The 14,822-nt window shown below is 61.5% G+C and carries 12 protein-coding genes; 4 read left to right on the top strand and 8 right to left on the bottom strand.

Annotation, left to right across the window (positions count from 1 at the left end; genetic code table 11):
- From gltB to hemE, 3 genes are all read left to right on the top strand, one after another.
- The coding region (gltB, locus tag ACIGDJ_RS09980; RefSeq protein ID WP_397504547.1) for a glutamate synthase large subunit at nt 1–4,358 on the top strand (4,358 nt) is incomplete at its 5' end.
- Nucleotides 4,359–4,391: 33 nt separating this feature from the next.
- Nucleotides 4,392–5,810: an FAD-dependent oxidoreductase gene (locus ACIGDJ_RS09975; RefSeq protein WP_397504546.1), complete on the top strand. Its 1,419-nt coding sequence runs from the start codon at nt 4,392–4,394 to the stop codon at nt 5,808–5,810.
- 241 nt (nt 5,811–6,051) lie between these two features.
- Nucleotides 6,052–7,119, top strand: a complete 1,068-nt coding sequence (hemE, locus tag ACIGDJ_RS09970) for a uroporphyrinogen decarboxylase (protein ID WP_056787355.1) — start codon at nt 6,052–6,054, stop codon at nt 7,117–7,119.
- A 131-nt stretch (nt 7,120–7,250) separates the two neighbouring features.
- Here the strand turns inward: hemE and ACIGDJ_RS09965 are convergent, their stop codons facing one another.
- Entirely contained in the window at nt 7,251–8,525 is a 1,275-nt protein-coding gene (locus tag ACIGDJ_RS09965; protein ID WP_397479555.1) for an MFS transporter, read from the bottom strand.
- A gap of 118 nt (nt 8,526–8,643) precedes the next feature.
- On the opposite strand from ACIGDJ_RS09965, the gene ACIGDJ_RS09960 reads away from it, so the two are divergent.
- Nucleotides 8,644–9,546: a LysR substrate-binding domain-containing protein gene (locus ACIGDJ_RS09960; protein WP_312997815.1), complete on the top strand. Its 903-nt coding sequence runs from the start codon at nt 8,644–8,646 to the stop codon at nt 9,544–9,546.
- 26 nt (nt 9,547–9,572) lie between these two features.
- Here the strand turns inward: ACIGDJ_RS09960 and ACIGDJ_RS09955 are convergent, their stop codons facing one another.
- The 7 genes from ACIGDJ_RS09955 to ACIGDJ_RS09925 all read right to left on the bottom strand — a co-directional run bounded on the left by ACIGDJ_RS09955 (nt 9,573) and on the right by ACIGDJ_RS09925 (nt 14,811).
- Nucleotides 9,573–10,010, bottom strand: coding sequence for an excinuclease (locus tag ACIGDJ_RS09955; protein WP_101156602.1), 438 nt, complete (start codon nt 10,008–10,010; stop codon nt 9,573–9,575).
- A gap of 136 nt (nt 10,011–10,146) precedes the next feature.
- The gene (locus ACIGDJ_RS09950) at nt 10,147–10,590 is read right to left on the bottom strand and encodes an excinuclease (RefSeq protein ID WP_397479554.1); all 444 of its coding nucleotides are present in this window, start codon (nt 10,588–10,590) and stop codon (nt 10,147–10,149) included.
- Nucleotides 10,591–10,619: 29 nt separating this feature from the next.
- On the bottom strand, nt 10,620–11,846 hold the full coding sequence (locus ACIGDJ_RS09945; RefSeq protein WP_101156596.1) for a beta-ketoacyl-ACP synthase: 1,227 nt from the start codon (nt 11,844–11,846) through the stop codon (nt 10,620–10,622).
- Nucleotides 11,846–12,574 carry a 3-oxoacyl-ACP reductase FabG gene (gene fabG, locus ACIGDJ_RS09940; RefSeq protein WP_101156594.1) on the bottom strand — a complete coding sequence of 243 codons (729 nt, stop codon included), beginning with the start codon at nt 12,572–12,574 and terminating at the stop codon, nt 11,846–11,848. Before fabG ends, ACIGDJ_RS09945 begins: the two co-directional genes overlap by 1 nt.
- The gene (locus tag ACIGDJ_RS09935; RefSeq protein WP_101156592.1) at nt 12,567–13,031 is read right to left on the bottom strand and encodes a hotdog family protein; all 465 of its coding nucleotides are present in this window, start codon (nt 13,029–13,031) and stop codon (nt 12,567–12,569) included. The genes fabG and ACIGDJ_RS09935 overlap by 8 nt, the downstream gene beginning before the upstream one ends.
- The gene (locus tag ACIGDJ_RS09930; RefSeq protein ID WP_397479553.1) at nt 13,028–14,224 is read right to left on the bottom strand and encodes a beta-ketoacyl-[acyl-carrier-protein] synthase family protein; all 1,197 of its coding nucleotides are present in this window, start codon (nt 14,222–14,224) and stop codon (nt 13,028–13,030) included. Before ACIGDJ_RS09930 ends, ACIGDJ_RS09935 begins: the two co-directional genes overlap by 4 nt.
- Nucleotides 14,221–14,811: a hypothetical protein gene (locus tag ACIGDJ_RS09925; protein WP_371918369.1), complete on the bottom strand. Its 591-nt coding sequence runs from the start codon at nt 14,809–14,811 to the stop codon at nt 14,221–14,223. The genes ACIGDJ_RS09930 and ACIGDJ_RS09925 overlap by 4 nt, the downstream gene beginning before the upstream one ends.
- Nucleotides 14,812–14,822: the final 11 nt, after the last annotated feature.

Below are 14,822 nucleotides of genomic sequence, written 5' to 3'. Positions count from 1 at the left end.
CCAATATGCAAACGGCCATCGAGGCCCTGACCTGCATGACCCACCGCGGTGGGATTAATGCCGACGGCAAGACCGGTGACGGTTGCGGTCTGCTGATTCAAAAACCCGACGCCTTCCTGCGAGCCATTGCCCAGGAAAGCTTCGGCGTCGAAATGCCCAAGCAATACGCGGTGGGCATGGTGTTCTTCAATCAGGATCCGGCCAAGGCCGAAGCTGCTCGCGAGAACATGAACCGCGAGATCCTTGCTGAAGGACTGCAACTGATCGGCTGGCGCAAAGTGCCGATCGACACCAGCGTCCTCGGCCGCCTTGCCCTTGAACGCCTGCCGCAGATCGAGCAGGTCTACATCGGCGGCGAAGGCCTGAGCGATCAGGACATGGCCGTGAAGCTGTTCAGCGCCCGTCGCCGTTCATCGGTGGCCAACGCCGCTGACACCGATCATTACATCTGCAGCTTTTCGCACAAGACCATCATCTATAAAGGCCTGATGATGCCGGCCGACCTGGCCGCGTTCTATCCAGACCTGAGCGACGAGCGCCTGCAAACCGCGATTTGCGTGTTCCACCAGCGCTTCTCCACCAACACCCTGCCGAAATGGCCGCTGGCGCAGCCGTTCCGCTTCCTTGCGCACAACGGCGAAATCAACACCATCACCGGTAACCGTAACTGGGCTCAGGCCCGTCGGACCAAGTTCACCAATGATCTGATGGATCTGGAAGAACTCGGCCCGCTGGTCAACCGCGTCGGTTCCGACTCCTCGAGCATGGACAACATGCTCGAGTTGATGGTCACCGGTGGCATCGACCTGTTCCGTGGCGTGCGGATGATCATCCCGCCTGCGTGGCAGAACGTCGAAACCATGGACCCGGATCTGCGTGCATTCTACGAGTACAACTCGATGCACATGGAGCCGTGGGACGGCCCGGCCGGCGTGGTCATGACCGACGGTCGCTACGCGGTGTGTCTGCTCGACCGGAACGGTCTGCGTCCGGCGCGCTGGGTCACCACCAAAAACGGCTTCATTACTCTCGCGTCGGAAATCGGCGTGTGGAACTACCAGCCCGAAGACGTGCTCGCCAAGGGCCGCGTCGGCCCTGGCCAGATCTTCGCCGTGGACACCGAAACCGGGCAGATCCTCGACACCGATGCGATCGACAACCGTCTGAAGTCGCGTCATCCGTACAAGCAATGGCTGCGCAAGAATGCCCTGCGCATTCAGGCGACCATGGAAGACAACGACCACGGTTCGGCGTTCTATGACGTCGATCAGCTCAAGCAGTACATGAAGATGTATCAGGTCACGTTCGAAGAGCGCGATCAGGTACTGCGTCCGCTCGGCGAGCAAGGCTACGAAGCTGTTGGCTCGATGGGCGATGACACGCCGATGGCCGTGCTGTCCCAGCGTGTGCGCACGCCGTACGATTATTTCCGCCAGCAGTTCGCGCAGGTGACCAACCCGCCGATCGACCCGCTGCGTGAAGCGATCGTGATGTCGCTGGAAATCTGCCTCGGCGCCGAGCGCAACATTTTCCAGGAGTCGCCGGAACACGCCTCGCGCGTGATCCTCAGCTCGCCGGTCATTTCCCCGGCCAAGTGGCGTTCGCTGATGAACCTCGACCGTCCGGGTTTCGAACGGGCGATCATCGACCTCAACTACGACGAAAGCCTGGGCCTCGAAGCGGCGATCCGAAACGTTGCCGATCAGGCTGAAGAAGCCGTGCGCGCCGGGCGTACCCAGATTGTCCTCAGCGACCGCCATATCGCCCCGGGCAAGCTGCCGATCCACGCTTCGCTGGCGACCGGTGCAGTGCACCACCGCCTGACCGAAAAAGGCCTGCGTTGCGATTCCAACATCCTTGTTGAAACCGCGACCGCCCGTGACCCGCATCACTTCGCCGTGCTGATCGGTTTCGGTGCCTCGGCGGTCTATCCGTTCCTGGCTTACGAAGTGCTGGGCGACCTGATCCGTACCGGTGAAGTGCTGGGCGACCTCTACGAGGTATTCAAGAACTACCGCAAAGGCATCACCAAAGGTCTGCTGAAGATCCTGTCGAAGATGGGCATTTCGACCATCGCTTCGTATCGTGGTGCGCAGCTGTTCGAGGCCATCGGCCTGTCCGAAGAAGTGTGCGACCTGAGCTTCCGTGGCGTGCCGAGCCGCATCAAGGGTGCGCGTTTCGTCGACATCGAAGCCGAGCAGAAAGCGCTGGCCGTCGAAGCCTGGAGTCCGCGCAAGCCGATCCAGCAGGGAGGTCTGCTGAAGTTCGTCCACGGTGGCGAATATCACGCCTACAACCCGGACGTGGTCAACACGCTGCAAGCCGCTGTGCAGCAGGGCGACTACGCCAAGTTCAAGGAATACACCTCGCTGGTGGACAACCGTCCGGTGTCGATGATTCGCGACCTGTTCAAGGTCAAGACCCTCGACACGCCGCTGGACATCAGTGAAGTCGAGCCGCTGGAATCGGTGCTCAAGCGCTTCGACTCCGCTGGTATCTCGCTGGGCGCATTGTCGCCGGAAGCTCACGAAGCCCTGGCCGAAGCCATGAACCGCCTCGGTGCGCGTTCCAACTCCGGCGAAGGGGGTGAAGATCCGGCGCGTTACGGCACCATCAAGAGCTCGAAAATCAAGCAGGTTGCCACCGGCCGTTTCGGTGTGACTCCGGAATACCTGGTCAACGCCGAAGTGCTGCAGATCAAGGTCGCCCAAGGCGCCAAGCCGGGCGAGGGCGGGCAACTGCCGGGCGGCAAGGTCAACGGGCTGATCGCCAAGCTGCGTTACGCAGTGCCGGGCGTGACCCTGATTTCGCCACCGCCGCACCACGACATCTATTCGATCGAAGATTTGTCGCAGCTGATCTTCGATTTGAAACAGGTCAACCCGCAGGCACTGGTTTCGGTGAAGCTGGTAGCAGAAGCGGGCGTCGGCACCATCGCCGCCGGTGTGGCCAAGGCCTACGCGGACTTGATCACCATTTCCGGCTACGACGGTGGCACCGGTGCTTCGCCGCTGACTTCGATCAAGTACGCTGGCGCGCCGTGGGAACTCGGCCTGGCTGAAACTCACCAGACCCTGCGCGGCAACGACCTGCGCGGCAAAGTCCGAGTGCAAACCGACGGCGGCCTGAAAACCGGCCTCGACGTGATCAAGGCCGCCATTCTCGGCGCTGAAAGCTTCGGCTTCGGCACCGCGCCAATGATCGCGCTGGGCTGCAAATACCTGCGCATCTGCCACTTGAACAACTGCGCCACCGGCGTCGCGACCCAGAACGAGAAGCTGCGCAAGGATCACTACATCGGGACCGTCGACATGGTGGTGAATTTCTTCACCTACGTCGCCGAAGAAACCCGTGAGTGGCTGGCCAAACTCGGTGTGCGCTCCCTCGAAGAGCTGATCGGTCGTACCGATCTGCTGGAAATCCTCGAAGGCCAGACCGCCAAGCAACATCACCTGGACCTGACGCCGCTGCTGGGCAGCGATCACATCCCGGCGGATAAACCGCAGTTCTGCGGTGTTGAGCGCAACCCGCCGTTCGACAAAGGCCTGCTCGCGGAAAAAATGGTCGAGCTGGCCGCGCCGGCGATCAACGACATGAGCGGCGCCGAGTTCGATCTGGACATCTGCAACTGCGACCGTTCGATCGGCGCGCGGATATCCGGCGAAATCGCCCGCAAGCACGGCAACCAGGGTATGGCCAAGGCGCCGATCACCTTCCGCTTCAAGGGCACGGCCGGGCAGAGCTTTGGCGTGTGGAACGCCGGCGGTCTGAACATGTACCTGGAAGGCGATGCCAACGACTACGTCGGCAAAGGCATGACCGGCGGCAAGCTGGTGATCGTGCCGCCGAAGGGCAGCGTCTATAAAACTCAGGAAAGCGCCATCATCGGTAACACCTGCCTGTACGGCGCCACCGGCGGCAAGCTGTTCGCCGCTGGCACCGCCGGCGAGCGTTTTGCCGTGCGTAACTCCGGTGCCCACACCGTCGTGGAAGGCACTGGCGATCACTGCTGCGAGTACATGACCGGTGGTTTCGTCTGCGTGCTGGGCAAGACCGGTTACAACTTCGGCTCGGGCATGACCGGTGGTTTCGCCTACGTGCTCGATCAGGACAACACCTTCGTTGACCGGGTCAATCACGAACTGGTGGAAATCCAGCGGATCAGCGGCGAAGCGATGGAAGCCTATCGCAGCCACCTGCAGAACGTGCTGAACGAGTACGTCGCCGAAACCGACAGCGAGTGGGGTCGTGAACTCGCCGAGAACCTCGACGATTACTTGCGGCGTTTCTGGCTGGTCAAGCCCAAGGCTGCCAGCTTGAAAACCCTGCTTTCCAGCACTCGTGCCAACCCGCAGTGATATGCGCCTGAAGAGTTTGATGAGGTTTTAACAATGGCTGAACGTCTGAATAACGACTTCCAGTTCATCGATGTCGGGCGCAAGGATCCGAAGAAGAAACTGTTGCGTCAACGCAAGAAAGAGTTCGTTGAAATCTACGAACCGTTCAAACCCCAGCAGTCGGCCGATCAGGCCCACCGCTGCCTGGGCTGCGGCAACCCGTATTGCGAATGGAAGTGCCCGGTGCACAACTTCATTCCCAACTGGCTCAAGTTGGTGGCCGAGGGCAACATCCTCCAGGCCGCCGAGCTGTCGCACCAGACCAACACCGTGCCGTATGTGTGCGGCCGGGTGTGCCCGCAGGATGGTCTGTGCGTGGGTGCCTGCACCCTCAACGACGGCTTCGGCGCGGTGACCATCGGTTCGGTCGAGAAGTACATCACCGACACCGCGTTCGCCATGGGCTGGCGCCCGGACATGTCCAAGGTCAAGCCGACCGGCAAACGCGTGGCGATCATCGGTGCAGGCCCGGCGGGGCTGGGTTGTGCCGACGTGCTGGTGCGTGGCGGCGTAACCCCGGTGGTGTTCGACAAAAACCCGGAAATCGGCGGCTTGCTGACCTTTGGTATCCCGGAGTTCAAGCTGGAAAAGACCGTGCTGAGCAATCGTCGTGAAGTCTTCACCGGCATGGGCATCGAGTTCCGTCTCAACACCGAAGTCGGCAAAGACGTGACCATGGAACAACTGCTTGCCGAGTACGACGCGGTGTTCATGGGCATGGGCACCTACACCTACATGAAGGGTGGTTTTGCCGGTGAGGATCTGCCGGGTGTTTACGACGCGCTGGACTTCCTCATCGCCAACGTCAACCGCAACCTGGGCTTTGAAAAGTCGCCGGAAGATTTTGTCGACATGAAAGGCAAGAAGGTTGTGGTACTCGGCGGTGGCGACACGGCGATGGACTGCAACCGCACCTCGATCCGCCAGGGCGCCAAGTCGGTGACCTGCGCTTATCGTCGTGACGAAGCGAACATGCCCGGCTCGCGCAAAGAGGTGAAGAACGCCAAGGAAGAAGGGGTGAAATTCCTCTACAACCGCCAGCCAATCGCCATCGTTGGCGAAGACAAGGTTGAAGGCGTGAAAGTCGTCGAGACCCGTCTCGGCGAACCAGACGCCCGTGGCCGTCGCAGCCCTGAGCCGATCCCGGGTTCGGAAGAGATCATCCCGGCCGACGCCGTGGTCATCGCCTTCGGCTTCCGCCCGAGCCCGGCGCCGTGGTTCGAGCAGTTCGAGATCCAGACCGACAGCCAGGGCCGCGTTGTTGCGCCCGAGCAAGGTCAGTACAAGCATCAGACCAGCAACCCGAAAATCTTTGCCGGTGGCGACATGGTGCGCGGTTCCGACCTGGTGGTAACGGCGATCTTCGAGGGGCGTAATGCGGCTGAGGGGATCCTTGATTACTTGGGCGTCTGAGCACATTTCAAGCTGAAACATGATCAAAACTGTGGGAGCGGGCTTGCTCGCGAATGCTGTGTATCAGTCACAAATGTGTCGGCTGCCCCACCGCTTTCGCGAGCAAGCCCGCTCCCACTTTGGTTTCTGCGTGTTCAAGATAACGCGACAAATTGACCCGATAGACAAAAGGCTGACCCACATCCGTGCCTTTTGCGTCGCGCTCTGAGAAAATGCCCGCACTTTTTTTCCGGATGCCGACATGACTGCCCTGAAGAACGACCGTTTCCTCCGCGCCCTGCTCAAGCAACCCGTTGACGTCACCCCCGTGTGGATGATGCGCCAGGCCGGTCGCTACCTGCCGGAGTACCGCGCCAGCCGCGCCCACGCCGGCGACTTCATGAGCCTGTGCATGAATCCGCAATTCGCCTGCGAAGTCACTCTGCAACCACTCGACCGCTATCCGCAACTGGACGCGGCGATCCTGTTTTCCGACATCCTCACCATCCCCGATGCCATGGGCCAGGGCCTGTACTTCGAGACCGGCGAAGGCCCGCGCTTCAAGAAAGTCGTCAGCACGATGGCTGACATCGAAGCCCTGCCGATCCCCGATCCGCACAAGGATCTTGGCTACGTAATGGATGCGGTCAGCACCATCCGCCGCGAGCTCAACGGCCGCGTACCGCTGATCGGCTTCTCCGGCAGCCCGTGGACCCTGGCGACCTACATGGTCGAAGGTGGCTCGTCGAAAGACTTCCGCAAGACCAAAGCCATGCTCTACGACAACCCGCAAGCCATGCACCTGCTGCTGGATAAACTGGCGCAGTCGGTGACCTCCTACCTCAACGGCCAGATCATGGCCGGTGCACAAGCGGTGCAGATTTTCGATACCTGGGGCGGCAACCTGTCTGCGGCGGCGTATCAGGAATTCTCCCTGGCCTACATGAAGAAAATCGTCAGCGGCCTGATCCGCGAGAACGACGGCCGCAAAGTGCCGGTGATCCTCTTCACCAAGAACGGCGGCCTGTGGCTGGAAAGCATCGCCGAAGCCGGCGCCGATGCTCTGGGCCTGGACTGGACCTGCGACATCGGCAACGCCCGCGCCCGCGTCGGCGACAAGGTCGCGCTGCAAGGCAACATGGACCCGACCGTGCTCTACGCCAAACCGGAAGCGATCCGCACTGAAGTCGGGCGCATCCTCGCCAGTTATGGCAAGGGCAGCGGCCACGTGTTCAACCTCGGCCACGGCATCACGCCGGAAGTTGATCCGGAACATGCCGGTGCGTTCCTGCGTGCGGTGCATGAGTTGTCGGCGCAGTATCACGAGTGATCGGCGCACAATAAAAAACGCCCGGCCAATGCCGGGCTTTTTTTAGATCGAAAGATCGCAGCCTCCGGCAGCTCCTACATCGGGATTTGCGTTTCCCTGTAGGAGCTGCCGAAGGCTGCGATCTTTTGCTTTTAAGCTTTGACACCGCCAAGAGGCGGCAACTTCGCCAGCTTCAACGCCACCAGCAGGGCAACGAGCAGCAGCGCTCCGATAAACAGGCCGATCCCGTTCCATCCGCCCAGATGCCAGAACACCCCGCCCGCCGTACCAGCAATGCTCGACCCGGCGTAATAACTGAACAGATACAGCGACGACGCCTGTCCCTTTGCCTTCAACGCACGTCGGCCGATCCAACTGCTCGCCACCGAGTGCGCGGCAAAAAAGCCGAAGGTGAACACCAGCATGCCGACGATCACCAGCAGCAACGAGGTGAACATGGTCAGGGCCAGTCCGGCGAACATCAGTGCAATGGTCGCCCACAACACTTTGCGCCGCCCCAGTTTGTCCGCCAGTGAACCGATCTTCGCCGAGCTGTAGATTCCCGACAGGTACACCACCGAGAGCAACCCGACGTACACCTGATCGAGGTGGTACGGCGCCGCCAGCAAGCGATAGCCGATGTAGTTGAACAGCGTGACGAACGCGCCCATCAACACAAATGCTTCAAGAAACAGCAGCGGCAGGCCGGCGTCGCGAAAATGCATGGTGAAACCGTCGAGCAGGCTACGCGGGTGCAGTGAGCGGGAGCGGAAGTTGCGCGACTCCGGGAGGATCTTCCAGAACACCGCCGCAGCGATCAGCGCCAAACCGCCAATCACCAGCATCGCCGTGTGCCAGCTGACAAAGTCGATCAGCACGCCGGTGATCAAACGTCCGCTCATCCCGCCGATCGCGTTGCCGCCGATGTACAAGCCCATCGCCAGACCGATGTGTTGTGGATGAATTTCTTCACTCAGATAGGTCATCGCCACCGCGGCCAGACCGCTCAACGACAGGCCGATCAGGGCGCGCATGATCAGCACGCCGTGCCAGCTCGGCATCATCGAGCTGGCGATGGTGCACAGCGCGGCAGCGAACAGCGCCGCGACCATCACTGGTTTACGGCCGATGCGGTCGGAAATCGGCCCGGTGATCAGCAGACCGAAGGCGAGCATCCCGGTGGCCACCGAGAGGATCAGGCTGCTCTGCGCCGCGTTGATTCCGTATTCGTGCGACAGCAGCGGCATCATCGGTTGCACGCAATAGAGCAGCGCGAACGTCGCAAAGCCGCCACAGAACAGTGCCAGCACCGTGCGCATGAACGCCGGCGTGCCTTTTTCGATGTAGATCTCCTGCAGCTCGACGAGGGCATCGTCGTCGGCAGAGGGCGGGACTTCGTGGGCAAGGGGCGCGACAGCAGTTTTCACTTCAGACCTCGGAAAGCACAGCCGGGCAGGCAATGAAAAAATCATATAGCTGGCTAATGTTTCTATCCAATATATTGTTCGACCTGTTTGATAGCCTCAGCGACCTAATGGGAATCCCATGGAATTGCGTCATCTGCGTTACTTCATTGCCGTCGCCGAAGAACTGCATTTCGGCCGCGCCGCTCAGGCGCTGGGCATTTCGCAGCCTCCACTGAGCCAGCAGATTCAGGCGCTGGAACAGCAGCTCGGTGCGCGGTTGTTCGAGCGAACCAATCGTCGGGTCGAGCTGAGCGAGGCGGGCCGGTTGTTTTTGCAGGAGGCGCGCCTGGTGCTGGCGCAAGTCGACAAGGCGGCGGACGTTGCTCGCCGCGCGCAACTTGGCGAGCTGGGTGAGTTGAAGATTGGTTTCACTTCGTCAGCACCGTTCAACTCGACGATTCCCCAGGCGATTTTTTCCTTCCGTCAGCGCTTTCCGGCGGTGCATCTGAATCTGCGCGAAATGAGCAGCACCATGGTCGCCGATGCCTTGGTGGACGAGTCGATCGAAGTCGGCATCATGCGCCCGCTCGGATTGCCGGATTCGCTGAGTGTTGTGGAGTTGATGCGCGAGCCATTGGTGGCGGTGCTCAGTTCCAAGCATCCGTTGGCTCAGGGCAGCGACGAAGGTCTTTTTCTCTCGGCGCTGGCGCTGGAACCTTTCGTATTTTTCCCACGCAGCTATGGCAGCGGGCTCTATGCACAACTGTTGAGCCTGGCCCGTGACGCCGGCTTCAGTCCGCATTTTGCCCAAGAGGCCGGCGAGGCAATGACCATCATCGGTCTGGTCGCAGCGGGCCTCGGTGTGTCAGTGCTGCCGGCGTCCTATCAACGTATGCGCATCGACGGCGTGGTCTATCGCCCGCTGCTTGATCCTGAAGCAATTTCAGCGGTATGGCTGGTGCAGCGCAAAGACCAGAAATCGCCGATGGCAAAGGCGTTTGTCGAACTGCTTACGCGCAAGGTTGAGCCGCAGAAAACCTGAAATCAAAAGATCGCAGCCTTCGCCCTTCAAGGCAATCGCACCAAATCCCCCTTCAAAGCGACCCGGGTAACAAAAACTCCTGCCCGGCACTCGTAAGTATTCAAATCCTTGCGTACACGCTGGTCGTAGTAGCTGACGATATTGACCACCGCATTCGCCCCGACCCGCTTGGCATCAGCCTGCAATTTGATCAGATTCGACTGCAACACCCATTCGCACGAAGCCTGATCGCTCTTGTTGAAACCGTTGGTTTTCAAATCACTGACCACCCCTCGGCGCAACAACTGCTGAGTGCTCTGCGGCCCGTTGCCGATCAGGTAGAACTTCACACTGCCATCCAGCCGACCGGCGCGAATGGCGTCCGACAGCACGGTTTCGAAAGGCATGTACATAAGGTTGGTGGCATGGCTGGCACTGGGCAGCAGGAGGATAAGCGCAGCGGCCAACAGGACTTTCACTTGCATGGTCATCTCCTTTGACGGTGAAAGAGAAACACGAGGGCAGGTGATGGTGCTGCGACCTGCATCAGCGAGTGTAGATGCTGCTGAATCACCGCAAATAAAAAGGGCGCCAAACGGCGCCCTTTGTCGTTTCTGGCGTTTACTGAACCTTCGCCAAATCACCCTTCAGCGCAACGCCCGCCATGATCGCGCCGGCGTGGCATTCGTAGGTTTGCGCGTCCTTGCGCTCGTTGCGCTTGTAGAAGCTGACGATGTTGGTCACGGCGTTGGCGCCGGCGTTTTTTGCGGCCTGGTGCAGGCTGATGATTGCCGATTGGGCTACCCACTCGCAGGCGACTTCGTCGGACTTGTTGAAGGCGTTGGTTTTCTTGTTGGTCACGGCGTCGGGGCTGACGACGGTGACTTTACCGGCTGGGGTGTTGCCGGCCAGATAGAACTTCACGCTGCCATCGATCTTGCCGGAGCGGGTCGCTTCGGCGACCGCTTTGTCGAATGGCAGGTAGACCGCCGTGTCGCGGGCCTGGCTCACCGCTGGCAAAGTGCAGAGCAGCAGGGTGACGGCAGCGAGTTTTTTTAAGTGCATGAAGGTCTCCTTGACCTGGATTGATTCGGTTATGCCCAGCGGCGGAAGATCAACGAAGTGTTGACGCCGCCGAAAGCGAAATTGTTGTTCATCACGTAGTCGTGGTGCATCTGGCGGAATTCGCCGCGCAGGTAATCGAGCTTGCCGCAGTGCGGGTCGACCTCGTCGAGGTTGAAGGTGTGCACGTACTGATCGCGATTCATCATCTCGATGCTGAACCACGACTCCAGCGCACCGCAGGCGCCGAGGGTGTGGCCGAGGAAACTCTTCTGCGAGCTGATCGGCATGTGTTCGCCGAACAGGCTGCTGGTGGCCAGCGTTTCGGCGATGTCGCCCTGCTCGGTCGCCGTGCCATGGCCGTTCACATAGCCGATGGCGTCCGGGCTGAGGCCGGCATCTTCCAGGGCCAGCTCCATGGCGCGGCGCATCGTGATCTGCTCCGGGCGGGTGGTGTGCTGGCCATCGGCGTTGCTGCCGAAACCGACGATTTCCGCGTGAATGTGCGCGCCACGGGCGAGGGCATGCTCCAGCTCTTCGAGTACCAGCATGCCGCCGCCTTCACCGATCACCAGACCGTCGCGGCCCTTGTCATACGGGCGAGGGCTGCTCTGTGGCGCATCGTTTTTCAGACTGGTGGCGTAGAGCGCGTCGAAGACCATGGCTTCGGTCGGGCACAGCTCTTCGGCGCCGCCAGCGAGCATCAATGGCAAGCGGCCGAACTTGATCGCCTCGTAGGCGTAGCCGATGCCCTGGCTGCCGCTGGTGCAGGCGCTGGAGGTGGGAATCAGACGCCCGGTGAGGCCGAAGAAAATGCTGATATTGGCGGCGGTGGTATGCGGCATCATCCGCACGTAGGAGTTGGCGTTCAGCCCTTCGGCCACCGAGTTGAGCAGCATGTTGCCGAACGCTTTGATTTCGTCAGTGCTGCCAGTGGACGAACCACAAGCGACGCCCATGCGCCCGTCCTTGATCGATTCGTCACCGAGCAGGCCGGCGTCGGCCAGAGCCTTTTCTGCTGCGCCGACCGCCAGTCGTGAGACCCGGCCCATGCTGCGCAACTGCTTGCGGGTCCAGTGCGACGGCACGACAAAGTCATCGATGGGCCCGGCCAGACGCGTGTTGAGTTCCGTGAAGCGATCCCACTCGTCCATGCGGCGAATGCCGCTGCGGTTGGCCGCGAAGTTGCCGGCAATGGTCTGCCAGTCGCTGCCCAGCGAGGTAATGCCGGCCATGCCGGTGACGACGACGCGCTTCATCAGCACAGGCCTCCGTTGACTGCCAGAACCTGACGAGTGATGTACGAGGCTTCCGCCGACATCAGGAAATTCACCGCAGCGGCGACTTCTTCAGGGGTGCCCATGCGCTGCGCGGGGATCATTTTCATCAGTTCCTCCACCGGCACGTTTTCGTCGAGCATGGCCGTGTCGATCAGGCCAGGGGCGACGCAGTTAACGGTGATTTTGCGCTTGCCCAGCTCGATCGCCAACGCCTTTGCCGCGCCGATCACGCCGGCCTTCGAGGCGCTGTAATTGACCTGGCCACGGTTGCCGATCAGACCCGACACCGAGGTGATGCAGACGATGCGTCCGGCGGCGCGACGACGAATCATCGGCATCATCACCGGGTGCAGAACGTTGTAGAAACCGTCGAGGTTGGTGCGCAGGACCACGTCCCAGTCGTCATCGCTCAGCGCCGGAAACGCACCGTCGCGGGTCAGGCCGGCGTTGAGCACCACGCCGTAATAGGCGCCGTGGTTTTCGACGTCGGCTTCGAGAATGTTTTTGCAGGTTTCACGGTCGGCGACGTCGAATTGCAGGATGCGTGCGCGGCGGCCCAATGCTTCGATTTCGGCCTGCACCGCTTGGGCTTCAGTCATGCCGCTTCGGCAATGCAGGACGATGTCATGCCCGGCCTGCGCCAGACGCAAGGCAATGGCGCGGCCGATGCCCCGGCTGGAGCCGGTGACCAGTACGGATTCAGTCATCGTGCGACTCCTTTGTCTGTTGCAGATATTGGTTGGCTTGCGGCGGACGGTACACGTTGAGCCGAGCGCTGGCATGAATGCCGTCGCCGTGGATGTGACATTCGAATACGCCCATGCCGTTGTCATCTTCCAGCGAACGAATGCCGTGGACGGTCAACTCGCTGGCAACCGGAAAGGCTTCGACGTTGCACTCGAATTTGCGCGTACCGAGCAGAAAACCCAGCTCCGGCGGATTGCCTTTTCGCCGTGCGTGGCATCCGGCGAAAGCGGCGACGCTCTGCGCCATCAGCTCGACACCGACCCACGCCGGCAGGCTGCCGTCGGGCAGGTTGAACAGGCCGTCGGGCTTGACCGTCAGGCGAGTGAAAATCTGCTCGTCATCGAAGCGCTCGATGGCGTCGATCAGAATCATGTCGCCGGCGTGCGGCAGCAGTTCGGCGAGCGGCCAGTGGCTCATGGGGCGTCTCCGATTATCAGGCTGACGTTGTTGCCGCCGAAGGCAAACGAGTTGCTCATCAGGTAGCGCGGTGCAATGGACGTCAGGCGTTCGCTCGCGGTCACCCACTTGAGCGGAGGCAGCGCGGGATCGGCGTGGCCGTCCCAGATGTGCGGCGGCAACGCATGATCAGGGTTGTCGGCGCTCAGGCTCAGCCAGCAGAACGCCGCTTCCAGCGCGCCGGCCGCGCCGAGGGTGTGGCCGGTCAGCGGCTTGGTTGACGAGCAGGCGACGCCTTCGGGAAACAGCGCAGCGACAGCCAGACTTTCCATGGCGTCGTTGTGCGCAGTGGCGGTGCCGTGCAGGTTCAGGTAGTCGATTTGCGCGGCTTGCAGACCAGCGCGGCCAAGCGCTTTCTGCATCGCTTGCAGGGCGCCGCGGCCGCTCGGCTCCGGCGCGGAAATATGGTGCGCATCCGAGCTGGCGCCCGTCCCCAGCAGGGCGATTCCCGGGCCTTCGCCGCGCTGTTTGCTCATCACGAACAGCACCGCTGCCTCGCCGATATTGATGCCGTTGCGGTTGGCGGAAAACGGATTGCAGCGTTCATCTGAAACGGCTTCCAGCGAACAAAAACCGTTCAGCGTGAGCTTGCACAGACTGTCGACGCCGCCGCACAGCACCGCGTCGCACAGGCCCAGATCGAGCAGACGCCGGGCGCTCATCAGCGCGCGGGCGCTGGAGGTGCAGGCGGTGGAAATCACGTACGCCGGGCCGCTCAATTGCAGCCATTCGGCGAGGAAATTTGCCGGCGCGCCGAGCTCCTGCTGGCGATAGTCGTACTCGCGGGGAAATTGCTGCTCGCGGATGTAATGCGCCAGGCCACGACTGGCCTCGTCGATGCCCGAGGTGCTGGTGCCGAGTACCACGCCAATGCGCTCACGGCCATAGGTCTGGATCGCGCGGTCGATGTCATCGCGGACTTGCAGGGCGGCTTCCAGCAACAGCTGATTGTTGCGACTGCTGTGTTCGAGCAGTTCGGCGGGGATCGGCGCCAATTCACCGTGCACGCCGGCGACAGGCAGCTCACGCTCGGCGACCCAGCCGGACTCGCGGCGCATCCCCGAACAGTCGCCGGCGAACAGATTGCGCGCGACTTCAGACTTGTTGCGGCCCAGGGCGCAGATCACGCCGAGGGCATTCAGGTAAGCGGTCATGGCGTCGATTCACCTAGCTGGGAAACGCGATAGTGCGGGCCTTGAGGCAGATTCAAGTCGAAGCTCAACGGTTGTGAATAGCGGACGTCCCAGCGTGCCGACAGTGAACGCTGATCGGCCTGTTGCCGAGCGTCGGGATAGTTACGCAGCAGCTCGGCGGGCGGCGTCAGGGCGAACAGCAATGCGGCGAATAATTCCCGCGCCTCGGGATTGGGCGGCAGCAGACCATCGGCCTGCCAATGCCCGTCGATCAGTTGCTGGCGGGCCTGGGGAATGCCCAGCGGATCCATCATCGACCAGCGCGTGCCGGCGCCTTCGCGCTGGATCACCAGCAGCCAGTCCTGACGTTGCCCGGCCTGCTCGCGCTCGATGTGCAGTTGCAGCGGCAGGGGCAGTGTCGGGTTGGCCGCGGGCAGTGGTGGCTGGCTGGCGCAGGCGTTCAACAGGAAGATCATGCCGACCATAAAAAACCGCCACACAGAGGGCATTGTGGGAGCGGGCTTGCTCGCGAAGGCATCGGTACATCCGACATCAATGCAAGCTGACCTACCGCTTTCGCGAGCAAGCCCGCTCCCACAGGGTTCCATGTAAGCAGGTC

The sequence above is a fragment of the Pseudomonas sp. NPDC079367 genome (assembly GCF_044542195.1).
Taxonomy (GTDB): Bacteria; Pseudomonadota; Gammaproteobacteria; order Pseudomonadales; family Pseudomonadaceae; genus Aquipseudomonas.
The sequence above is the reverse complement of the archived record's forward strand: the minus strand, read 5'-3'. Positions and strand labels throughout refer to the sequence as shown.